Annotated in this window: 18 protein-coding genes; 2 read left to right on the top strand and 16 right to left on the bottom strand. The window is 28.2% G+C overall.

The annotated features are described in order from the left end of the window. Positions 1-16 precede the first annotated feature (16 nt). Complete coding sequence (smpB, locus tag AVBRAN_RS02475) at positions 17-454, bottom strand: SsrA-binding protein SmpB (RefSeq protein ID WP_214115787.1); 438 nt, start codon at positions 452-454, stop codon at positions 17-19. Positions 455-462: 8 nt separating this feature from the next. Then, the gene (locus AVBRAN_RS02470) at positions 463-1368 is read right to left on the bottom strand and encodes a DUF4105 domain-containing protein (RefSeq protein ID WP_214149759.1); all 906 of its coding nucleotides are present in this window, start codon (positions 1366-1368) and stop codon (positions 463-465) included. Positions 1369-1419: 51 nt separating this feature from the next. Between AVBRAN_RS02470 and AVBRAN_RS02465 the strand changes: the two genes are divergently transcribed. Next, entirely contained in the window at positions 1420-2499 is a 1080-nt protein-coding gene (locus AVBRAN_RS02465) for an Mrp/NBP35 family ATP-binding protein (RefSeq protein WP_214149760.1), read from the top strand. A gap of 32 nt (positions 2500-2531) precedes the next feature. Here the strand turns inward: AVBRAN_RS02465 and AVBRAN_RS02460 are convergent, their stop codons facing one another. After that, positions 2532-6650 carry a hypothetical protein gene (locus AVBRAN_RS02460; protein WP_239803470.1) on the bottom strand — a complete coding sequence of 1373 codons (4119 nt, stop codon included), beginning with the start codon at positions 6648-6650 and terminating at the stop codon, positions 2532-2534. A 95-nt stretch (positions 6651-6745) separates the two neighbouring features. Here AVBRAN_RS02460 and AVBRAN_RS02455 point away from each other — a divergent pair, with 95 nt between their 5' ends. Continuing rightward, on the top strand, positions 6746-7516 hold the full coding sequence (locus tag AVBRAN_RS02455; RefSeq protein WP_239803469.1) for a DUF5718 family protein: 771 nt from the start codon (positions 6746-6748) through the stop codon (positions 7514-7516). 4 nt (positions 7517-7520) lie between these two features. Here AVBRAN_RS02455 and AVBRAN_RS02450 read toward each other — a convergent pair whose 3' ends face one another. Genes AVBRAN_RS02450 through ccsA form a run of 13 tightly spaced genes read right to left on the bottom strand, consistent with a single transcriptional unit; the run spans position 7521 to position 22351 of the window. Then, entirely contained in the window at positions 7521-7895 is a 375-nt protein-coding gene (locus AVBRAN_RS02450; RefSeq protein ID WP_239803468.1) for a hypothetical protein, read from the bottom strand. Continuing rightward, on the bottom strand, positions 7895-8752 hold the full coding sequence (locus AVBRAN_RS02445) for a WYL domain-containing protein (protein ID WP_214115793.1): 858 nt from the start codon (positions 8750-8752) through the stop codon (positions 7895-7897). Before AVBRAN_RS02445 ends, AVBRAN_RS02450 begins: the two co-directional genes overlap by 1 nt. Next, entirely contained in the window at positions 8733-9797 is a 1065-nt protein-coding gene (rlmN, locus tag AVBRAN_RS02440) for a 23S rRNA (adenine(2503)-C(2))-methyltransferase RlmN (protein WP_214115794.1), read from the bottom strand. Before rlmN ends, AVBRAN_RS02445 begins: the two co-directional genes overlap by 20 nt. After that, positions 9794-10303, bottom strand: coding sequence for a purine-nucleoside phosphorylase (locus tag AVBRAN_RS02435; RefSeq protein ID WP_214115795.1), 510 nt, complete (start codon positions 10301-10303; stop codon positions 9794-9796). The genes rlmN and AVBRAN_RS02435 overlap by 4 nt, the downstream gene beginning before the upstream one ends. Next, the gene (dxs, locus tag AVBRAN_RS02430; protein ID WP_214115796.1) at positions 10300-12105 is read right to left on the bottom strand and encodes a 1-deoxy-D-xylulose-5-phosphate synthase; all 1806 of its coding nucleotides are present in this window, start codon (positions 12103-12105) and stop codon (positions 10300-10302) included. The genes AVBRAN_RS02435 and dxs overlap by 4 nt, the downstream gene beginning before the upstream one ends. Continuing rightward, complete coding sequence (locus tag AVBRAN_RS02425) at positions 12095-12877, bottom strand: FliH/SctL family protein (protein WP_214119882.1); 783 nt, start codon at positions 12875-12877, stop codon at positions 12095-12097. Before AVBRAN_RS02425 ends, dxs begins: the two co-directional genes overlap by 11 nt. Beyond that, complete coding sequence (gene fliG, locus AVBRAN_RS02420; protein WP_214115798.1) at positions 12877-13905, bottom strand: flagellar motor switch protein FliG; 1029 nt, start codon at positions 13903-13905, stop codon at positions 12877-12879. The genes AVBRAN_RS02425 and fliG overlap by 1 nt, the downstream gene beginning before the upstream one ends. After that, complete coding sequence (fliF, locus tag AVBRAN_RS02415) at positions 13905-15593, bottom strand: flagellar basal-body MS-ring/collar protein FliF (RefSeq protein ID WP_239803467.1); 1689 nt, start codon at positions 15591-15593, stop codon at positions 13905-13907. Before fliF ends, fliG begins: the two co-directional genes overlap by 1 nt. Next, entirely contained in the window at positions 15590-16654 is a 1065-nt protein-coding gene (gene pheA, locus AVBRAN_RS02410; protein ID WP_214116008.1) for a prephenate dehydratase, read from the bottom strand. The genes fliF and pheA overlap by 4 nt, the downstream gene beginning before the upstream one ends. 4 nt (positions 16655-16658) lie before the next feature. After that, positions 16659-17870, bottom strand: coding sequence for a diaminopimelate decarboxylase (lysA, locus tag AVBRAN_RS02405; protein WP_214115800.1), 1212 nt, complete (start codon positions 17868-17870; stop codon positions 16659-16661). A gap of 18 nt (positions 17871-17888) precedes the next feature. Further along, positions 17889-18932: an LptF/LptG family permease gene (locus AVBRAN_RS02400; RefSeq protein WP_239803466.1), complete on the bottom strand. Its 1044-nt coding sequence runs from the start codon at positions 18930-18932 to the stop codon at positions 17889-17891. After that, complete coding sequence (locus AVBRAN_RS02395) at positions 18933-19373, bottom strand: hypothetical protein (protein WP_214115802.1); 441 nt, start codon at positions 19371-19373, stop codon at positions 18933-18935. It lies immediately after the preceding gene. Beyond that, positions 19370-22351 carry a cytochrome c biogenesis protein CcsA gene (gene ccsA, locus AVBRAN_RS02390; protein WP_239803465.1) on the bottom strand — a complete coding sequence of 994 codons (2982 nt, stop codon included), beginning with the start codon at positions 22349-22351 and terminating at the stop codon, positions 19370-19372. Before ccsA ends, AVBRAN_RS02395 begins: the two co-directional genes overlap by 4 nt. Positions 22352-22508: the final 157 nt, after the last annotated feature.

Raw genomic sequence — 22508 nt, 5'->3', positions numbered from 1 at the left:
AATATTTAAGAGTTAATTAATAATACGCTCTTGCTTCTCGTTTTAAATCTCTTTCTTTGATTGCTTGACGCTTATCGTGAAGATTTTTTCCTTTTGCTAAAGCTAGAGTTCCTTTCAAAATCCCACGCTTAAAATAACAATTTAGTATTACTAAAGTAAATCCATCTGTGCTGATTTTACCTATTAATTTATCAATTTCTGCACGATGAAGCAATAATTTCCTAGCTCTTCTATCTTCGTGAGTGAAGTATTTATTCGCCGTATTCATATGACCTATGTGGCTATCAAGTAGCCAAGCTTCACCTTTGATTATCCTTACAAAAGAATCTTTTAAATTGATTTTGCCGTGTCTTACAGCTACAACTTCGCTACCTAATAAGGCAAAACCACATTCATAAGTATCAATTATGCTATATTCAAATCTTGCTTTTTTATTCTCTGCAACGCTTTTCATTATTATCCTTAAAATGAGTATATAAGACCGATTTTAGCGTAATTTTGATTAGCAATTAAACTTAAACGATAATTTTTATAATCAAAATAAGTATTAAGATTTATATGTTTTTTATCAGCACTAATTTTTATACCAAAATTATCAAAATCCTTTAAATAACCTATGTTTAAGCCATAATTATTAGCCCCTATAAAAAAACCTTCATAATAATACCCTAAGAAAAAATTAGCAAACACCCTAGCCTTTTTATATCTAATTCCTAATTCAAATTCATAGCTAATCTTTTCGTATTCGCTAATTTTTATAGGGCTTATATAATTTTTATTAAAGTTTAATATATTTAAACTATGAGATAATTTATCATTTAGACTAAGAATACTTATCTCAAAATCAAGGCTATTTTTTTTATCATATTCATAAAACAATCCTACTTTATGAAAGTTCTTTTTATAATCAGTATTAAGTGATACAAAACGAATTGGAATTAGGCTTGATTTAAGATTAACACCATAGTTTTTGGCATACATACTTAAAGCCGATGAGCAATTTTTATGCAAAAATGTATAAGTATCATAAATCTCATCTTCGTAAAATAAAGCTGATAGATTGGCTTCTTGGCTATCATCTAAATTAAGCGGATAGCATTTTACTTGTCTTTCATCATCTTCATAAAACTTAATTAATTTATCCTTAGGCAAAATTTGCATAATGCCTTCTACTCCAAAAAGTGCTGATAAATTATCTTTAATATTTAAATTACTATTTAGATTAAAACTAGCCGCTTTATTGTTATAAGCTAAAAATATATGCCCAAACATAGTATCAAGTCGCTTGTAGCTATCACTTACATAACAAACACTAATATCACTTGCTCTTAAAAAAATACTAATAATTAATAAAAATACAAATTTCATCTTATTATTTTACTTTTTTTGTTAGCATAAAAGGTAAAAAAAGGAGAAAAAATGGAAATAATTGAACTATTCAAAAATGTCAAATATCCTAATTTTCAAAAGGATATTGTAAGTTTTGGTTTTGTAAAAAGGTGCGAATTAGCAGGAGATATTATCCTAATGGATATTGAAATTCCAGCTGCAAGTGAGCAAATAGCAAATGCTATTAGAAATGAATGTGAAGCAATAGCTAGAAATAATCATTATAAACTTGAGCTTAAAATCATTCAACCAAAATTAGAAGAGCCAGAAGTAAAAAGACCAAAAATCAAAAATCTAGCTCCACAAATTAAGCATTTTGTGATGATTAGTAGTGGAAAAGGTGGAGTTGGCAAAAGCACAACTACTCTAAATCTAGCATTATCACTTGCAAAACTTGGTAAAAAAGTAGGAGTGCTAGATGCTGATATATATGGTCCTAATATGCCAAGAATGCTTGGTGCTGAAAACGAAAAACCTGTAGTAGTAGGCAATAAAATCCGTCCTGTTAAAGCTTATGGAATTGAGTTTATGAGTATGGGAATTTTAATTGAAGAAGGACAAGGATTAATGTGGAGAGGCTCTATGGTAATGAAAGCGATTGAGCAACTTTTATGCGATGTGTTATGGAGTGAGCTTGATGTATTATTACTTGATATGCCTCCAGGAACAGGTGATGCACAAATTACTCTAGCTCAAAGTGTGCCTGTTAGTGCGGGAGTTTGCGTTAGCACCCCACAAGCAGTAAGCCTTGATGATAGTAAAAGAGCTTTAGATATGTTTAACAAATTAAATATACCTGTAGCTGGTGTAATTGAGAATATGAGTGGTTTTATTTGTCCTAATTGCGATGTTGAGCATGAGATTTTTGGTAAAGGTGGAGCGCTTAATTTAGCTCATGAATATGATTGCTCTGTTTTAGCTTGTATTCCTATTGATTTATCAATTAGAACGGGTGGAGATAGTGGTAAGCCTATTTCTATGTGTGAGCCAAATTCAATAGTAGCAAAAAGATATGAAGAAGCTGCATTTAAATTAATTGAGTTTTTAAACACTACTAAAGCTGATAATTCTAGTATTCAACCAACGACAAACACTCCGGCTTGTCATTAATAAAAAGAAGGGTTTTTAAACCCTTCTTAAAATTATTTAGTATTTGTAAATTCTAAACTGAACTTACCACCATGTAAATCACTTGTATTATTAAGATTAATTACTTCTTTAATGTATTGCTTTTTAGCATTATCAGGTGTTAGTGTGATAGTTACTTCGCCTGTTTTTGGATTTTTAGAAAAGCTTGAGCCATATTCAGCATTAAATGATAATTCATTAATAATAGCACCAGCGTCTTTATAATATAAAGAACTCTTTAAAGGTATTTTTGTTCTTTCGTTTTTCTTATTTAAATAATAAAGCTCTAAATCTGTTGTAGGATTTAAAGTAATTTTGTCAGTATTTGTTACTTTATTATCTTTATAAGTAACATTAGTAAAGATAAATGAGTATTCATTAGCTAAATTAGTGCTAGCTCCATCTAAAGAAACTTTTGATGATTTTAATAATGAAAACTCAGCAACACTTGGCTTAGCTAAACTTGCATTAGTATCTATTGTTTTATTATCTGGAGTTTTTTTGTATTTAGTGTAAGCTAATTCTAAATCTACAGATATTTTATCTTTTGGTGCAGCAAATCCAGCTATAACAGCATTAATGTTATTTGTCTTTGTATCATTATATAAATCTTCTAATTTTTTATCAAAATCTTTATTTAACTTATCTTTTGTAATGATAACTCTATCTACTAGAATTTGATTTGCACCATTAATTGTGGTATTAAAGCTTTTATCCGTATAATTTTCATCAATATTTACTAAATATCTATCTTTAGCTTGTTTATCAGTATTATCAAAATTTAATTCATACTCAAGATTATGGTCTTTGCTAAATTTATGATATACATAATTTAAGCTATTTGTATCCTTAGCACCTAAATTATTAAATACATAATAAATCTTTAAGCTATTATTATCGCCTACTTCACTCTTAAAGAATGTTTTTTCATCTGTAAAGGCATTGTTTATTATAGGAGTTCTTAAAACATATTCCTTAGTGCTAGCAAAATTAATACTTATAGCACTTTTACTATCAATTAAACAACCTACTTTTCCATATTCATCTACTTTATTATTGATAGCATTTACATTACATAAACCTTTAATACTATCTGGTTTTGTGAATTTACCTTCGTATAATTTAAGTTTTGCATCAGTTGATAATGGGAAATTTACAACTGCGTCATTGATTTTATAGGTATTATTATTGTCTTTTACAAACGCAACTTCATTGCTATCAGATATAGTATTTTTATTAGTTGCATTTAAACTAAAATCATAATTTTTACCTTGACTATCTTCTACACTTAAAGTAGTTTTTGTTAAAGCAAATTCTTCATTTGTTACTATTAGCTTATCATCAGCATCTTTTAATCCTGCATTAAATACTGCTACTTTTCCACCCGCAAGAGCATTTTCTCCAGCTGTAAATGTAGTGCTTGTAGTGTATTCAACTAAAGCAGGTCTTAAACTAAAATCATTAGTGCAATTTCTAGCTTTAACAGGCACTTCAATTAGGCTTTTAGCGTCTTTATTGTTATTATTTTTATTGATTTCTTCTTGAACTTGAGATTTAGAATATATTGTATAGCATACTTTATATCTACCTACTTTTAAATCATCAATTCTAACAACGCCATTATAAAACGGATAAGCACCACTAAATCCTGTTTGAGTAAATATTGGATTACCTACTAAATAATCATTTTCGTGACTAATATTAACTTTACTTGTTCCATTATCATAATAAGTAAGGTCAGCTGATTTAATTATTTTATTAGTATTTGCATCTATTACATCAAAAGTTACAAAATTATCAATATTATTTAATTTATTTGATGATTTTGCACTTTGAATACCTAAATAAACAGGTTTTCCAGCTATTCTAGTATTTGCAGTCGTAGGATTAAAACCTGTGCTAGTGCTGTTTAATACAGGCATTTTATCAGGGTCTTGTTTATTCCAAATAGAACCAAAATCTACATTACTAGCATTAAAATTAATATCACTAATAATTACATAGAACTTACCTGATGATTTAGCATTAATAATAGTATTTGAATTGGTTTCAAAAAATGGTCTATCATCAGCATAAAAACCTCTATCAAGTGTAAGTTCTAATAGTATTGATTCACCAGATTTATACTTAATTGCATCTAATAACCCTTCATCAACTCTTAATGCCATAACATCAGTTGTGTATTCACTTGAAAAATAGCCATTCTTTTCACTATCTTCGCTAATTACTCTAAAGCCACCATCAGTTTTGCTTAATTTATAAGTTTTGTATTTAAAATCTTTAAATTTAAATTTCATATTAGAGCAGTTTTTACCACTACTTATATCGCATTCTTGTTTATTTTCAAAGCCTAATCTATTAAAGTCTAAATCAACGCCTTCGTATGTAAATGATAATTGAGCATTATTATTTACTCCGTATTTAAGCTCTGTTACAACATAAAATTCTTTATCATTAAAGCTACTTGGTAAATTTTCAACTTTTGCTTTTCTAGGAACTAAATTTTTATCAATTTCAGTAGTTTTAGCTCCATCAGCGTCAGGATAAAAATGTAAATAATATCTAGCACCAATTTTGCCATTTGAAGAATTGCCGTATTTTTTCGCATCATCATATCTAAAACTTGTAGGTCTAGTATTTAAAGTAAATATATGCTCTTCACCAGAAGTTGCTCTAGTATAAATATTGCTTCTATCTATTGAGTAATTAGCGATTGCATATTTACCATCTAAACTACTTATATAGTTTTGTAAAAACTCATTAGCTGGTTTATTCCATAATAATTTGCTAGATTGCATAGCTTCAAACTTTGCATAACCATTTTGATTTTTACTTCCATAATATTGTAAATTAATAAAATAACATTTTCCTATCTTATTATTATTACCAAAAGCATTAGAATTATTAATACCTTGATCTAAATTCTTATTAAAAAAAGGAAACACATTATCTTTATTATTAAACTCATTAGTTCCATATAAGCTTATATTTTTTAAAGTAATTGCTTCAGTTATTTTTCTTAGATTATAAGTTTGATAATACAAATCTCTTTTATAGCCTTCTGGATAATGTCTAACATAGGTATCATCCCCTCTAAATTCTGCAGAACCATAAAGGTCTCCACTAATTCCAAAAGGAACTACTTGACCATATTCATTTTTTATCCCACCATATTGAGCCATACCTGTTTTATAGTCTAAAACATGATCACTAGCAGTAGAAGCTCTAAATTGATAGCCTAAACCCCATAAAGAATGGAAAAATCTAACATATTTTCCATGAGCGCTTAAACTATTCCAATCACTAGAACCACAACCTGAACCACTTCTAAACCTACGATCATCCCAGTGATAAATCTGATTACACCAAGCACCTCTATCTTTGCCACCTGATATTGTTCTTTGAGCTAAAAGAGCCCAACTTTGATACATATTAGAGCGTTTTGAACCTGTTCCTGGTATCATTTGTCCATTTTGTATACCTAGATTTTGATTTACGAAGTTTTTAAAATCATTAGGAAAAGAGCCAAGATTAATATTATCGCTTAGATAAAAACTAAATGGATTGTATTCTTTTTGATTGTTAGCAACTACTAATAATCTACCTGTAGTATTTACGCCAAAATCTTTATATGATTCTTGATAATTTCCTAAGTTGTATTGATATATAGTAGTATCATATTTAATACTTGGGCTTATCTTATCTTTTGAAACATATAATCCTTTATCAAGATTAGCTTTATTAATATTTGCAATAAACTCACTAGCATTTGGAATTTTATTTGTTCCTAAATCATTACTGCCATCAACCATACAATACACATTATCTCTATAATTTGCATTATCTGCTTCAGGATTTCCGCTACCATCTTTATAACTATACACTTGCATTAAAGAAGCACAATCATAATAAGCCCAAGCATCACTACCAGGTCTTCCGTGAAGACAACCAATGATTGCATTATCACGACCATAGTTATAAAAGTCTTGTATTAATTCAAGTTTAGTATGTGCAGCACCATACGCATTATCAACATTTCCAATAAAAATACCTTTAATTTTATTTTCTGTTGTTACCATACTCCCGTGCAATACACTTATCGCACATAGGGATAGAAATATCGTTTTTTTCATATTTTCTCCTAAAATAAAAAAAGTATATTTATTTTACATAAAACTTATCAATTAATGCTATAAATTATAAAAATATTTCAATTTAAGGAAAAATAATGTTTAAAGACTATTTATGCTTAGGTGTGATAGGAAATGTTCCTAATCATTTAAATCAAGCTAACGAAGCTAAAGATTTTACTGAATTACATACAAGTGATTTTGCACCTAAAGGTGTGTTTCCATTCTACTCTAAAGATAGTGATAAAGAATATTTAAAGAGATTTTGTATTAGTGAAAATGAGCTTATTTTAGATGGAGATTTTGTTCAAATTGAGCCTGAATTATGTGTAACTTTTAAAGCTTTTTATGAAAATGATAAACTAAGTGATTTAAAACCACAATTTTATGCAGCGTTTAATGACGCTAGTAAAAGAGTAAATGAAAATAAAATATCTTCTAAAAAGAACTTCTCAACTGCTAGTAAAGGTATTGGGAATTTAGTTCCTTTAAATAATCTTGATGAATTAAATGATTATAAAATCCACTGCTATTTAAAAAGAGATAATGAGATAATAAAATACGCAAACGAAGATTATATAAAAAATTATTTTTATTATTCAAATACATTAATCACTTGGCTAATTGATACTATAAATAATCAAATAGACATAGCAACCCTTGAAGATATAAGACCTTTAATAGCTAGTAAGCCTGCAAATTTATTGATATGTTTAGGTGCTTTATCTTATACTCCTTTTGGAGAAAAACACTATTTAAAAAATAATGATGAAATCTTTGTAGCTATTTCTAAAAATGATGAATTTATAAATGTTAAAGATGGCTCTTGCCTTCATCAAATAGTAAAAAGCAATAATTCTAGTAAATAATTTACTAGAATTTATCTTCTAACTTATCGTAACTTTCTTTTAATTGCAACATTATTAAGCATTTTTCAAGGTCTTTAAAATGCGTTGTATCATCTAAGAGCAAAAAGCATTTTTTTAATAATTCTTTATGTTCTTCATAATCATCGCTTACTAATTTTGCAGCTATACTAAAAGCATTTATTAAACTATTTTTCGTGTTAATTTCTAATAAAATATAAGCAAAATCAATATATCTTAAATCATTATAAGAAATCTTATTTGAGCTTTTTAGGCAAAAAATCTCTTCGTTTATTATGCTAAATCCTTCAATATTTACTATGCTAATTTGCTTTTCTTTACACTCACTACAAATTATTTCAAATATCTTTTGCTTTTGCATTAAATATTCTTTAAATATTCTTTAATTCTAGCCTTGCACTCATTTGCTAAGCTTTTTGGCTCAAGAATTTTAATATGTGGAATCCACTTAAAAACCAGCCTAATAATCTCATCTTCATAGCTTGTTTCTGTTTCTATTATGATTTTATCTAAATGGCTTGAAATTATTCTTTGATTTTTTAATATTGCTCTTTTTAAAAAATATTCTTTAGCAACACAATCTAATTCTAAAATAACATTTGTAATATTATTTGATATAAAACTACTTGAATTATTGTTAATCAGCTCTTGTGTGCTTTCATTTGGGATAAATTCTTCTTGTGTGATTAATAAATTTTTGATTTTATATAAAGTAAAGCTTTTAAGTTCAGCTTCTTCACAAGCTAATAAATACCAAATATCTTGATGATTTACTAATTTATAAGGCATTAAAATTCTTTCTTTTGCATTATAAGTTATTTTAATTTTTACCTTATTTAAAATTGCATTAGTTAAGCTCTCATAAACACTACTAATATCATCAATTTCGTTATTTTTAATATTAGTAATTGGTAGTTCTTTTTGAGTAAAAAGATTGTTTAAAAACTCATCGCTAAGCCTTGTTGGAAGCATAGTAATATCAAATATTTTTATAAGTTTTCTAATCTCTTCGTGATTGCTTTTGATATAAGCTTTATCTAAACTATAATCCCCATTTCTTCTAGCAATTATTGGTAATTTTGATAATCTTTCATTAATATCACGCTGAATAGTCTTAGCATTTACTCCAAATTCTTCAGCTAAATCGTGCTTATTTAATATCTCTTCATTATAAAGTCTTACTAATATTTGAGCTATTCTATATGATGGTTTTTGCATTTTCATCCTCGTTATTTCTTAATTGCCCGCACGCTGCACTAATATCAAGCCCTTTGCTTTGTCTAATGGTAGCGTTTTGTCCGTGTGCTTGTAAATAATCTCTAAAAGCAATTACTTTTTCTTCACTTGGGCGTTTATAGATACTGCCTTCGTGTGGGTTAAAATAAATTAAATTTATCTTAGCTTTTATTCCGTGTAGTAATTTTACTAAAGCCTTTGCGTGGCTTAAATCATCATTAATCCCACCTAAACATAAATATTCAAATAGCACTCTTTTTCTAGCATCTATTGGGAAATTCCTTACCGCATTTAAAACACTTTCAATATTATAAGCCTTATTAATAGGCATTAATTCATCTCTTAAAGTATCATTTACAGCGTGAAGCGAAATTGCAAGTAATACACCTAAATTCATCTTACCTAATTCTTCAATTTGCTTTGCAAGACCGCTTGTTGAGATTGTTTGACGGCGTGGTGATATTGCTAGAGTATCATTATGAGAAAAGATTTTAATAGCCTTGCTAACTGCTTTTAAATTATCAAGTGGCTCTCCCATACCCATAAAAACTATATTAATACCTTGCTCATAAGGGATTTTTGCGTATTTTTTGATAAATAATACTTGAGCTACTATTTCAGCTGTGCTAAGATTTCTAATAAGCCCACTTTTACCAGTTAAGCAAAAGGCACAACCACTTTTGCAACCTACTTGGCTACTTATACAAATAGTGTATTTTGCACTTTTTTTCACACCATTTTCTATTCTTTCTTTTTTCATAGGTAGCAAAACGCTTTCTATTGTGTGATTATCGTGCAAGGAAAATAAGAATTTAATACTCCCATCAATACTTGTTTGAGCTATTTTTAAGCTAAGTGGCATAATGTTAAATTCATTTTTTAATTGCTCTCTTAAAGCTTTTGATAAACTTGTAGCTTCGCTAAAATCATTTATATATTTTTGATATACAAATTTTGCTAATTCATTATTTAGATATTTTGGACTAAGGTTGTATTCTTCTGGTAAAAAATCTAATAATTCTTTCATAAAAGTCCTTTGTTTTCTAAGTAATTTTCTAGTATTTCATTAGCTTTTGCTATGTTTTTTATATATTCTTCGTGTGCGAATTCATCACAATAATTAGTCGCTACTAAAATTGCACTAGCTGGGATTTTATAATAATTAGCAGTCGCAAAAAAACTAAAACACTCCATATTTTCGCCTAATATCCCGTATTTTTCATTCATTTTCTTAGCGTATTCGTAATTTTTACAAATATAATTAGAAGAATTTAAATTAGAAACTTCATTAGTTTTCATAGGGGTATAAACTAAATCATCTAACATAGCTAATTCAATATTTACAGCACTTTTAAACTCATTTACGCTAAAAAGCTCAATTTCTTTAGTATAAAGCCCCATTGAACCTATAAAAATCAATCTTTTTGGCTGCTTTTTAAGTATTAATTCGCTAAGTTTTATAGCGCAATTACTACCTAATCCAATAGGCTCTGCGTAATCATAAATCTCACTTATTCCTGCACTAACTATCATTTATTGCCTTTAATTTTATTTATAATACTTTTTGCATCAAGCCCTAAGCTTTGCATAACTTCATTTGTATTTCCGTGAGTTATAAACTCATCTTCATATTCATAAGATATTAATTTAATGTCTAAATCATATTCTTTTAAAAAGCTAGAAATTATAGAATTTAATCCGCCTATTTTTGCACTTTCGCTAAAAATATGCCATTCTTTTGAACTCTTAGCAAGATTTAATAAAAACTCTTTATCAAGTGGTTTAGCAAATACTAAATCAATTACATTTGCATTGATTTCTTCACTAACTGCTAAAGCTTTTGCAACGCCTTCTCCAAAACCTAAAAAGCTTATATTAGAATTTACATTTTTAATAAAATGAGTTTTTAAGCTTGGCTCATAGCTCTCATCTAAAGCAAAACTTCCCCTTGGATAGCGAATAGCAATTAACCCAACTTTACTTGTAGCGTATTCAAGCAATAATTTAAAACTTTTAGCATTCGTTGGGGCACAAATTTTAAAATTAGGTATGCAAGATATATATGAAATATCAAAAGCTCCTTGATGAGTTTTGCCATCATTTCCTACAATCCCTGCACGATCAAGTGCAAAAACCATATTAAGATTAAGTATTGCACAATCGTGAATTAAACTATCATAAGCTCTTTGCAAAAAAGTTGAATAAATAGCTACAACAGGCATAAAACCACATTTACTCATAGCTGCCATTGAAGTTACTGCGTGAGCTTCTGCTATTCCTACATCATAAAATCTATTAGGATATTTTGCTATTAATTTATCAATTCCAGTGCCACTTGGCATAGCTGCACTAAGACCTACTATTTTTTCATTTTTACTTGCTAGTTCATCTAAAATATCACTAAAAATTGCCGTTGCACTAGGTTTTTTTGAACTACTTAAACTCTTACCTGTTTTTATATCAAAAGCTCCAACTCCGTGCCAACTACCCTCATCATTTAAAGAATACTCATAACCATAGCCTTTGATTGTTTGAATATGCAATAATACAGGCTTTTTAAGACTTTTTGCTAGATTTAATGCAGTTATTAAATCAGCAATATTATGCCCATCAATTGGGCCAATATATTCAAGTCCTAATTCTTCAAAAAACATTCCAGCAGGAGTGATTAATTTAAATCCATCTTCAAATCTTTTTGCAGTATATCTAGCACCTTCAGGCAAGTATTCAAGCATTGCTTCAACGCCTTTTTTAAATTTTTGATAAATTGGACTTGATAAACTTTTTGATAAAAATCTTGAAACCGCACCAATAGGCTTACTAATACTCATTTTATTATCATTTAAGATAATAATACTTGGATATTTTCTATCTCCTAATTCATTTAAAGCTTCATAAGCTAATCCACAGCCCATCGCCCCATCACCAATAATAGCAATTGGAATTGCATCTTTTTTATTAAGACTAAAAGCCTTTGCAACCCCCGTTGCAAGAGATATTGAAGTAGATGAATGCCCTGCTATAAAAAAATCATACTCGCTCTCATTTGGCTCGGTATAACCACTAATTCCATTAAATTGTCTTAGATTTTCTAAATTCCTATTTGTTAATATTTTATGTGCGTAGCATTGATGAGATACATCAAAAATTAAAGGATTTTCCTTTATATCAAATAAATGATGAAGAACAACGCTTAGTTCAACCACGCCTAAATTAGACGATAAATGACCGCCGTTTTTGCTAACTTGCTCAATGATTGTAGCTCTTATATCACTACATAATTCTTTTAATTCGTTTTCATTAAGGCTTTTGATATTTTCAATTTTACGCTTCATCTAATATCATACTCCTTGCTTGTGCTAATCTTTCTTTTAAGTTAATTTGAGTATTTAATGTATCTGAATTAATAATCAAACAACCCTTATTAATAGCATCATCAGCTAAGATTTCAATCCTATTTGAACTTAATTCTTTATTTAAATAATCAAAATCCTTAGGATTTACACTGATTTTAATCTTAATGCTTTTATCAATTCCTTGCATTATCGTATTTGCATAAGCTAGAGCAATTTTTGCTGAACTTGTTTCTAGCTCTTTATTTACTACTTCTTTAGCTATTAAATAAGCAGCTTCGTTTAAATCGCTTTTTGTTTTTTCACAAAAATCACTTAATTCTTGGCATTTATTTTCAAGCTTTTTAATACTATTTGATACATTTATACTAAGCTCGTTTATTTTATCTTCATTTTGAGATTTACCTGCGTTTAAACCTTCTTCATAAGCGTTTTTTTTAGCTATTTCAATCTCATTTAAAAGTCTTTTTTCAAATTCTTCTTCTTGTTTTTCAAGTTTCATTTGAAGTTTTACTACATTATCGCTTAAAGTTTCCATTTTTTTAAGCATTTCTTCATTGATTGGATTTGGTGGCGGTGGTGGTGGCGGAGTAATTTCTTTAATTATTACAGGCTCTTCTTTTATTTCTTGTGGAGTTTCAATAACTTCACTAAGCTGCTCTTCACTTGTATCGGTATCAAACGAGCTTAGAATTTTAAATTTATAATTTTGAATATGATGCTCTTTGGCTTTATTATCAATAATAGTTTTCATCATTCTATCATCTCATCACTTTCGCCTAATTGTATTACTCCACTTTCATTAAGCTTTTGAACAACTTCAACGATTTTTCTTTGTGCTTCTTCTACATCTTTTACCCTAACAGCACCTAAAAATCCCATTTCTTCATTAAAACTCTCTGCTGCTCTTTGGCTCATATTAGATAAAAACATACCTTTTAAATCTTCCGTGCTTCCTTTTAAAGCTATCATTAAATCTTTTTTATCAGCTACTTTTAATATCTCTCTAATTGCTGTTGTGCCTAATTTAGTAATATCATCAAAAGTAAACATCATATCTTTAATAGTAGTTGCAAGTTTTTCATCAGTTTGCTCTAAATATGCAATAGTTGATTTGCTTGATTTTTGACCTAGACGATTAAGCACTTCAGCAACTGCTCTAGTCCCTCCAACTTCAACTTTATAAGATGTAAGAGATTGTAATTTACTCTCTAAAACGGTTGAAACTCTTTTAATAATACTTGGGCTAATATCACCTAAAGTAGCAATTCTATGGATTACTTCACTTCTTAAATTATCTTCAAAAAACTCTAAAGTCTCAGCTGCTCTAGTAGGCTCCATATGTGCAATAATTAAAGCTATTGTTTGTGGATATTCATTTACGATAAAGTCAGCTAATTGTTGAGGTTTAATATTGCTAAGATAAGAAAATGCTTGATTTCCATCTAAAGTTTTTGCTAATTTTGATAAGATTTTTTCAGCTTCTTCAATCCCATAAGTATTGTATAAAATCTCTTTAGCAAATTCCAAACCACCATTTTTAATATACTGATTTGACTTAAGTAAAGCGTGAAATTCTTCTAATACAGCAGTAGCTACTGCCCTATCGACTTGCTTTGCACTTGCAATATATTTTGTGATTTCAATTACCATATCTGTATCAAGATTTGAAAATATTAGTGTGCTTGGCTCTTCTCCCATTAGAACCAAAAATATTGCAATTTTTTCTAAAATACTTAAATCATTATATAAGCTTTTTTGTTCGTTGCTTAAATTTGCCATTACATTTCCTTTTGAGATTGATTAAATTCAGCATCGTTTTTTAATAAACTTTTAAATAGCATAGCAACCTCATCACTTTTTTCTGTGCTAATAGTTTTTAATTTTTCAAGTAAAATATCATATTGTAATTCATCTTCACTAAATCCAGCATCAATTCCAAGTTGTTCTTCAACTCTTTTCTTAGCTTGCTGATATTTTTCTATCGCATCTTCTTCATCATCAGCACCTTCTTCACGCCTAATTTCTTCTAATTCTTCAGGTGTAAATACCTTATCCTCAAGCATTTTCTTAATAAACGGAGATATAACCTTTTTATAAAATATAAACATTAACACCATAGCAAAAATATATTTTGCAGGTGGGATAAACGGCATTATATAGCTTTCTAAGAAATTAGTAATTTTAATTGATGGTGGAACTGGAGCTTTAATATTATTAAATCTAATATTATCAACACTAACACTATCTCCTCTAGTATCATTAAATCCTATTGCGTTTTTTACCAAACCTTGTAATTTTTTAAGCTCATCATCGCTAATTGCTACATATTTTACTTCGCCATTTTCATCAATTTCGTATTTTCCATCTACTACTACTGCTGCACTAATTCTATTTAAGGTTGCAAATTGACCTTTGATGGTTGTAATTTTTTTAGATATTTCATAATTAATTGTGCTTTGATTTTTGCTATAACTTTCTTTATTTTCTCCATCTTCAATGCCTTGAACAGGTCCAATATTTGATATTGCTCCTGGCACTCCGCCTACTTCTTTGCCTTTTTTGCCTTCTTTTTTCTCTTCTAAACTTTGCTCACTTCTAGCGACTGAATTTGGGTCAAACACTTCACTTTGACTATTTGCCTTATCAAAATTAAAATCAGCATTAACTCTAGCAACAACTCTATCCCAACCACCAAGAACAGGTGCTAAAACATTTATAATCTTTTGCTCTAATGAATTTTCATATTCTTTTTTATAATTTATTTGTGCGTTTAATTCATCTACATCAAGCCCTACTTCATCAGCACCTAAATTAACTCCATTTTGATCAATTATTTTAACATTCTCAACACTTAAACCAGCTACTGATGATGCTATTAAATTTTTAATCCCTAAAACTTGCTTTTGACCTAATTTCATACCCATTTTAATATTTAAAACTACTGAAGCTGTTGGTGGCTCTTTTTCTTTTACAAATAAAGATTCTTTACCAAAAGCAATATGAACTGTAGCTTTATTAATAGGATTTAAGCTCTCAATTGTTCTTGCTAATTCGCCTTCTAAAGCTCTTTTAAACTTGATTTTTTGTTCTTCATCAGTAGCTCCAAATTCTTGTTTATCAAAAATCTCAAAACCTACTTTATTATCCTTTAAAATTCCAGCACTTGCCACTTCTAAACGCTGCTTATAAACATCAGCACTTGGAACTAAAATGGTGCTTTCATCTTTTAAAATATAATTTATCTGATTTTTTTCTAATATTGACACAACTGCAGCTGAATTTTTAGTATCTAATTCATCAAATAAAACAGAATATCCAGAGTAGTTTTTATTATTACCAGAATTATATACGAGTAAAAAAACTATAAAAGCAACGGTTGCAATAATGGCTGCTAATATAGTTAGTTTTTGTTTTTTTTCTAAACCCGAATAGAACTTGCCTATTCCTTGTAAAAATTGCTTAATCATTTATCATTCTTTAAATATGAGCCAAGCCATTTTATATTTGTTTTATTTTTTAAGATTTTTTGCACATTCAAATCATCAATATGTCCGTCAAAATCAATAAAAAAACTATATTCAAATTCTTTTTTCTTTAAAGGTCTTGATTCAATTTTAGTTAAGTTGATATTTGCTTCTTTAAACTCATTAAGCAAATCAACTAAAGCACCTGCTTTATGTGCTGTATTTGCTAGAATTGATGTTTTAGAATTGCTTGATTTTTCGCAAGAATGTTTGCTAAGCACTAAAAATCTAGTTTTATTTGCCTTATTATCTTCAATACATTCAAACATTAAAGGCAAATCGCTTAATTTTGCTGCAATTTTTGAGCAAATTGCAGCTGAGTTTGGCGTATCTTTTGCTAATTTTGCAGCAGCGGCTGTGCTTTTTGTAGGGACAAACTCAATGTCTAAAATATTATGAGCTTCTAAGAATTTTTTACACTGATTATAGCCTTGTGGATGAGAAAAAATCACTTTAATATCTCTTATATCATCAGTTGTGCTTGCGAATGAATGATGAATATCTAAATAATTTTCAGCAAAAATCAAAATATCATCGTATTTTGCAAGACAATCAAGAGTAGCTCCAACTCCACCTTCTGTATTGTTTTCTATAGGAACTACTGCATAAGATACTTCATCGTTATTTAAACTAACAAAAACATCTTCAATAGTAGCAATCTCAATATATTCACTAAGTGCTCCAAACCATAATCTTGCTGCTTGATGAGTATAAGTGCCAATTGGACCTAAAAACGCAACTCTTTGTGGTAATTCAAGATTTCTTGAAATTGCAAAAATCTCTTGATAAATTGCTTTAATTGCGTCTTTTTCTAATAAGCCTTTGCTGTTTTCACTTAGTCTATTTATTATCTCGTTTTCTCTTACAGGACGATAAATTGGACTACCTTCATTATGCTTTAAAATACCAACTTGCTTTACAAATTCCATTCTTTGATTTAATAATTTAATTATTTCATCATCAATTTTATTTATATTTTGTCTAATTTCTTCTAAATTCATAATATACTCACAAACAAGATAATTCATTAGCTATTAATTCATCAAAACTTTGAGCTTTATTTATTAATTTTAACTCATTGTTGTATAAAGAATATTCAGCAACCTTTGTTCTTGAATTATAATTTGAGCTCATTACAAATCCGTAAGCTCCTGAACTTTTAATAACTACTAAATCATTTGCCATTAAAGGTGGTAAAACTATATCTTTTGCTAAGAAATCTCCACTTTCACAAACTCCACCAACTAAATCAGCCTTGCTACTTTCATTTAGCTTATTTACACTAGGAAAGCTTAAAATCTCGTGATATGCTTCGTATAAACTTGGGCGAATTAGTTCACACATAGAAGCATCGCATATTACAAATCTTTTTCCTTCGTTAATTTTTTCATATAAAACCTTGCTTACTAAATAACCTGCATTTCCTACAATATAGCGACCTGGCTCACAGCAAATTGTCAAATCTTGTGCTTTTGCAATATTTTTAATCATATGTGCAAACTCATCTAAATTAGGCTCGATTTCATCATTTTTGTATTTGATACCAACTCCGCCACCAATATCAAAAAACTTAATATTTAGCCCTGCGGTATTTAGCTCTTTTATAAATTTTTCTACCAAAATAGCAGCTTGGATGATACTACTTAATTCTAAGATATTTGAACCTATATGAAAATGAACTCCTACTGGATTTAAATAATCTGATTTATGTGCTTTTAAAAACATAGCCCTAGCATTATCTAGGCTAACTCCGAATTTGTTTTCTTTAAGACCTGTTGAAATATAAGGATGGGTTTTTGCATCTATATTAGGATTTACACGAATACTTATATTTACTACTTGGTTTTTACTCTTTGCAATACTTTCTAAAAGCTCTAATTCAGCACTACTTTCTACATTTATATAAAGTATTTTTTGCTCTATTGCAAATTCTAATTCACTTGCACTTTTACCAACCCCACTAAAAATTATTTTATAAGGTTTAGCACCTACTTTTAAAGCTCTTCTAATCTCATTTGCACTAACACAATCAAATCCACTATCTAAATTCGCTAAAAACTTTAATAAAGATAAATTTGAATTAGCCTTAACCGCGTAAAAAATATTATTTTTAGCTCCACTAAATGCTTTTTTAATACTATTAAATCTATTTTCAATCTCGTTAAAATCATACAAATAAAAAGGTGTATTAATACCATTTGCAAGTTTTAAAAAGTCCATTTTTTGCTCCTTTTATAATCACTTATTTTTATTAAACTTCATTAATGAATATACAATAATTATACTTATTGGCAAAAGAATAGCTAGTTCAGGATTTATACTACCATTACTAGCAAATCTTAATAGCAAAAATAAAACTCCATAAACTAATAAAGATAAACTTGTATATGTTAAAGCATAGATATTTAAATCATTATATCTTGGCATAATAGGAATATTGTAAAAAATTATAAGCATAAAAAATGGAGCATATAATAAAAATATACTTTGCTTATAAATACTAGCTCTTGCTATGTTTTTATTAGCTTCAAAATTATTAAGATAAAAAAATGCGTCTTTTAAAGAGCTATCATCAGTGCCTAAATTATCAAGCAAACTTGGGTTAAAATCTTTTAAAATCATTTCTTTTTCTAAATTTTGATTAATTATAAAGGTATCATCAAAATTATTTCCTAATTTAAATTCCATAACTTTTGCATCTTCTAAAACCCAATTATCATCAATAAAATTTGCTCTTTTTGCTAAAATGATTTTAGATATTTCATTATTTGTTTTTTTGATAATTTTAATATCATTCATTGTAGATTTATCATAACTTTTTATATAAATATAATCATCTTGATATTTAAAAAACAAATCCATTTGTTCTTTGCTTAAATATCCGTATTTTAAAATATTGCTTTTATAGTTTTCTGCATAAGCAATATTTGTATAGTTTAAAAAAATTGCGATAAAACTTATTATTAAACTTATAAACATTATAGGCTTAACACTTGCGTTTTTGCTAAGCCCTAAAGAATAAAACGCTATAAATTCATTTTTTTTAATAAGAGATATTTTTGTAAAAATCATAGCAAGTATTAAAGCTATTGGCAATATATAATAAAAAGCTGTAAGCATTGTATATACAATATATAATAAGAATATATTGGTATTTAAATGCAGCTTTTTATAATTAATTAAAATATCTATAAATAAATAAAATCCTACAAAAGCAATAATAAAAATTAAACAATTTTTAAGATAAAGGCTAGCAAGATACCTAAAATAAAGTTTATTCAATTACTTCATCCTTCTTCTTGCAAGTCCTAAATTCTCATATAAATCTATTTCTCTTTTGTAACTTGGATATTTTTTACCCAATTCGTGATTTAAAAAAGCAATTAATTTTGCTTCAGCACATTTGTTAGCACAAACAACACTAATAAATCCTAATTTTTTTTTAGCATCTTCACTTAAAGTTGTAAGACTTGCTCTATTTTCAAGACTTTGACTTTGTAAAAACGCTAAAACTACTTTATTTAAAGCAGCTGGAGTTTTTGCACTCTTTGCTGCTTTTATCAAATCATCTAAAGCATTTACTTTCTTGACTACTTCTTGCTTTTCTTGTGTAAGAATTTGATTTTCTTTATTTTTTGAGCTCTTAATTATAAAATAAAAAACTAGAGCAATAATTACTAAAAAAGCTACTACGCCGACAATTATAAATACATTATCTCTCATAAAAGTTCTGCTTCCTTTTTATTTTTACTTGCAACAATCGCTAATAACGCCATAACTCCTACGCTAATGTAAGCATAAATAGGCACGCTAGCAGCTTCTCCTGCAGCATATGAGTGCATACCTGTTAAAAAGTAATTCACTCCAAAATAAGTCATAATAATACTCAAATATGCAAACATAGAGCATACTGCAAATGTAAATTGATTATTTATTCCTTTAATCATTCTAATGTGTAAAACTGCAGCATAAACTAAAATAGATACTAAAGCCCAAGTTTCTTTACTATCCCAGCCCCAATATCTTCCCCAAGATTCATTAGCCCAAACACCACCTAAGAAATTGCCTAAAGTAAGCAACGATAAGCCTAAAATCATAGCCATTTCGTTAATCATTGTAGCTTCTTTTATATTTGATTTTATTCTTTCATTTAGCTTTTTATTTTTTCCTAACATAATAAATAAAACTAATACAAAAATTCCAAGTAAAGCACATAGACCTAAAAATCCATAACTAGCAGTTATGATACTAACATGAATTGTTAGCCAATAACTTTGTAAAACAGGTGCGAGATTGCCTATTTGTGGGTCAATTGAACTAAGATGAGCTACCATTAAAACAATAGCTGCAAGAATTGAAGTAAGTGATAATGAAATAGGACTTTTTTTAGAAAATACAATACCACTTAAGCTTAATGCCCAAGAAATATACAATAAACTTTCATAAGAATTTGACCAAGGTGCATGACCACTTAAATATCCCCTAATAGCAAGTGCAATTGTATGAACTATGAAAACTAAAATATTTAGATAATAAACTATTTTAAAGGCAGTTTTTAGACTTGTTTTACCACTAATCATTCTTGAAAATACTAAAATTAATAGCACTAAACCACCTAATAAATAAACAGGGCTTAATTTTGTAAAAATCCCTACCTTATCAAAAGCGATTTCTAATTTAAATTTTGCTTCATCAATATTAGTTCCTTGACTTGCCTTAATCTCATTTAAAATCTTTGAGCTTAAAGCATAATTATTGTCTTTATTTGCATTTATTAATGATAAAAAATAAGCTTTTAAATCAGGTTTGCTAGTTTCTAAGACATTTAAAGCTTTACCATCTTCAAAACTAGCTCTTACATAACCACCTAAAGAAGCGTAATATAAAAGATTTAAACGCTCATCAACTTTTAATAATTCTTTTTCATAAGTTCCACGCTTGTTTGGATTGGTTCTTAAAGCTTTATCAACTTCATCTTTTAAAGCATATACATTATTTGGAAAAAAATCGTAAAAACTAGCATATTTACCCTTGCCAAGATTTAAAAAATCTCTTATTTCTTGATTGCTTAGATAAATAAATTTTTCTTTAGAAAAGTCTTTAAAATCACTCATAATCCATATTAAAAGCTCTGTTGCATCTTTGCCTTGATAAGTGCTTGTTTTATGAATTTTATTTACTAAATCAAGTGCTAATGAGCCAAATGGAGCTATTCTTCCATTGTCTTTTTGAACTGGTAAAACGCTTAATTCTTTTACATGCTCTTCTAGGCTAACTGGGGCTAGATTTTTATTAGCATTATCTATAGCTTCATTAATGTCATCAGAATGTAAAAGTGGAGTTAAAGCACTAAGTAAAAGCACTAATGAACTCATTTTTGCTAAGCGTTTTGTTAAAATCATAAAGCGTGAGTTTTTGTAAATCAAGTTTAAAAATAATCCTATACCTAATAATAAATATCCAATATAAGTTGGTATTTTGCCTGGGTCTTGATTTACACTTAAAATAGTTCCTAGCTCATCTTTATCGTATGAGCTTTGATAAAATCTATAACCTTTATGGTCTAATACATTATTCATATAAATCTTATAATCCTTACTTTCATCATCATTTATTCTAATATAACTTGCATAAGATTTCGGAGAATTTGAAGCCATATAACGCTCTAATTCAAATTTGTTTAAAGTAAAGCTAAATGGTAATTCAAGTAATTTAGCAGTATAAGATATGCTAAAAGTTTGATTTGCTAGAGTGATTTTTTGTCCTTCTCCTTCAAATAAATATGCGTATAAACTATCATTATCATAAGTTACTTTTACTAAATAAGCATTTGGATACTCGCTATCTTTGCTATCTTCGTAGTATTTAACGCCGTTTTTGTAAAATTTATCAAATCCAATTTTGTAATTTTCAAATGAAATTACCATTCCATCATCAAGGCTAAATTCATTATCAGCTAATAATTTTATATTTTTCTTATTTTTAACATCAAATATTTCTAAATCAAAATTCGCTTTAATTTTGTTTTCGTTAAATTCTAAAAGCTTAGCATTCATTGAAATAGTTTTTTTATTTGCTATTACAACTTCTCCTAATACAACAAATCTACCTTCATCAAGGGCTAATGCACTTGAGCCTTGCTCTCCTGAAACATTTAATAATACGAAAGGTTTTCCACCTATTTCTTCTTTATAAGCTGGTTTTGCGTGTAAAATAACTTTTTCTAATTTTAAATTAGCTATTTTGCCATCTAAATCTAAGTTAATATCTACATCATTATGACCTATTACGCTTATATATTTAAACTCATCGCTTGAATAGTATTTATTATCTTTCATAGCAGAAATACTAAAAAATGCTTCTCTTGAGCTTACTATATTTGAAGTTTCATTTTCTCTTATATGAATATATCCTTCAAATCCATAATACCTAGTAAGTGCCGAGCCAAGTAGCATAAATAAAAAACTAAGATGGAATATAAAAAGCGGTAATTTTTCATACATTTTATATCTAAATATTGCAAAAAATAAATTAATTCCTAGCAATACCTGAATAGCAGCAAACCACCAGCTAGCATATATTAAAGCCCAAGCTGTAGGAGTTCCATATTTGCTTTCTATAAAAGTTGCTAAACCACTAGCAAAAGCAAACAACAAAAACAAAATTATGCTTAATTTCATACTTGATATCATCTTATACATTGTTATTCCTTGTGATTGTTAAAGATAAATTTTAACTAAAAAAAATTAGCTAAATTTAAACAAAAGCAATAAATAATAATTTTTATTATTTAGATTAAATTATTATCTATTACTTTTAAAGAAATAGGAATTTAAAATTCCTATTTCAAATTCACAA

Origin of the sequence: Campylobacter sp. RM12651 (assembly GCF_022369475.1) — a bacterium.
Classification (GTDB): Bacteria; Campylobacterota; Campylobacteria; order Campylobacterales; family Campylobacteraceae; genus Campylobacter_E.
The sequence above is the reverse complement of the archived record's forward strand: the minus strand, read 5'-3'. Positions and strand labels throughout refer to the sequence as shown.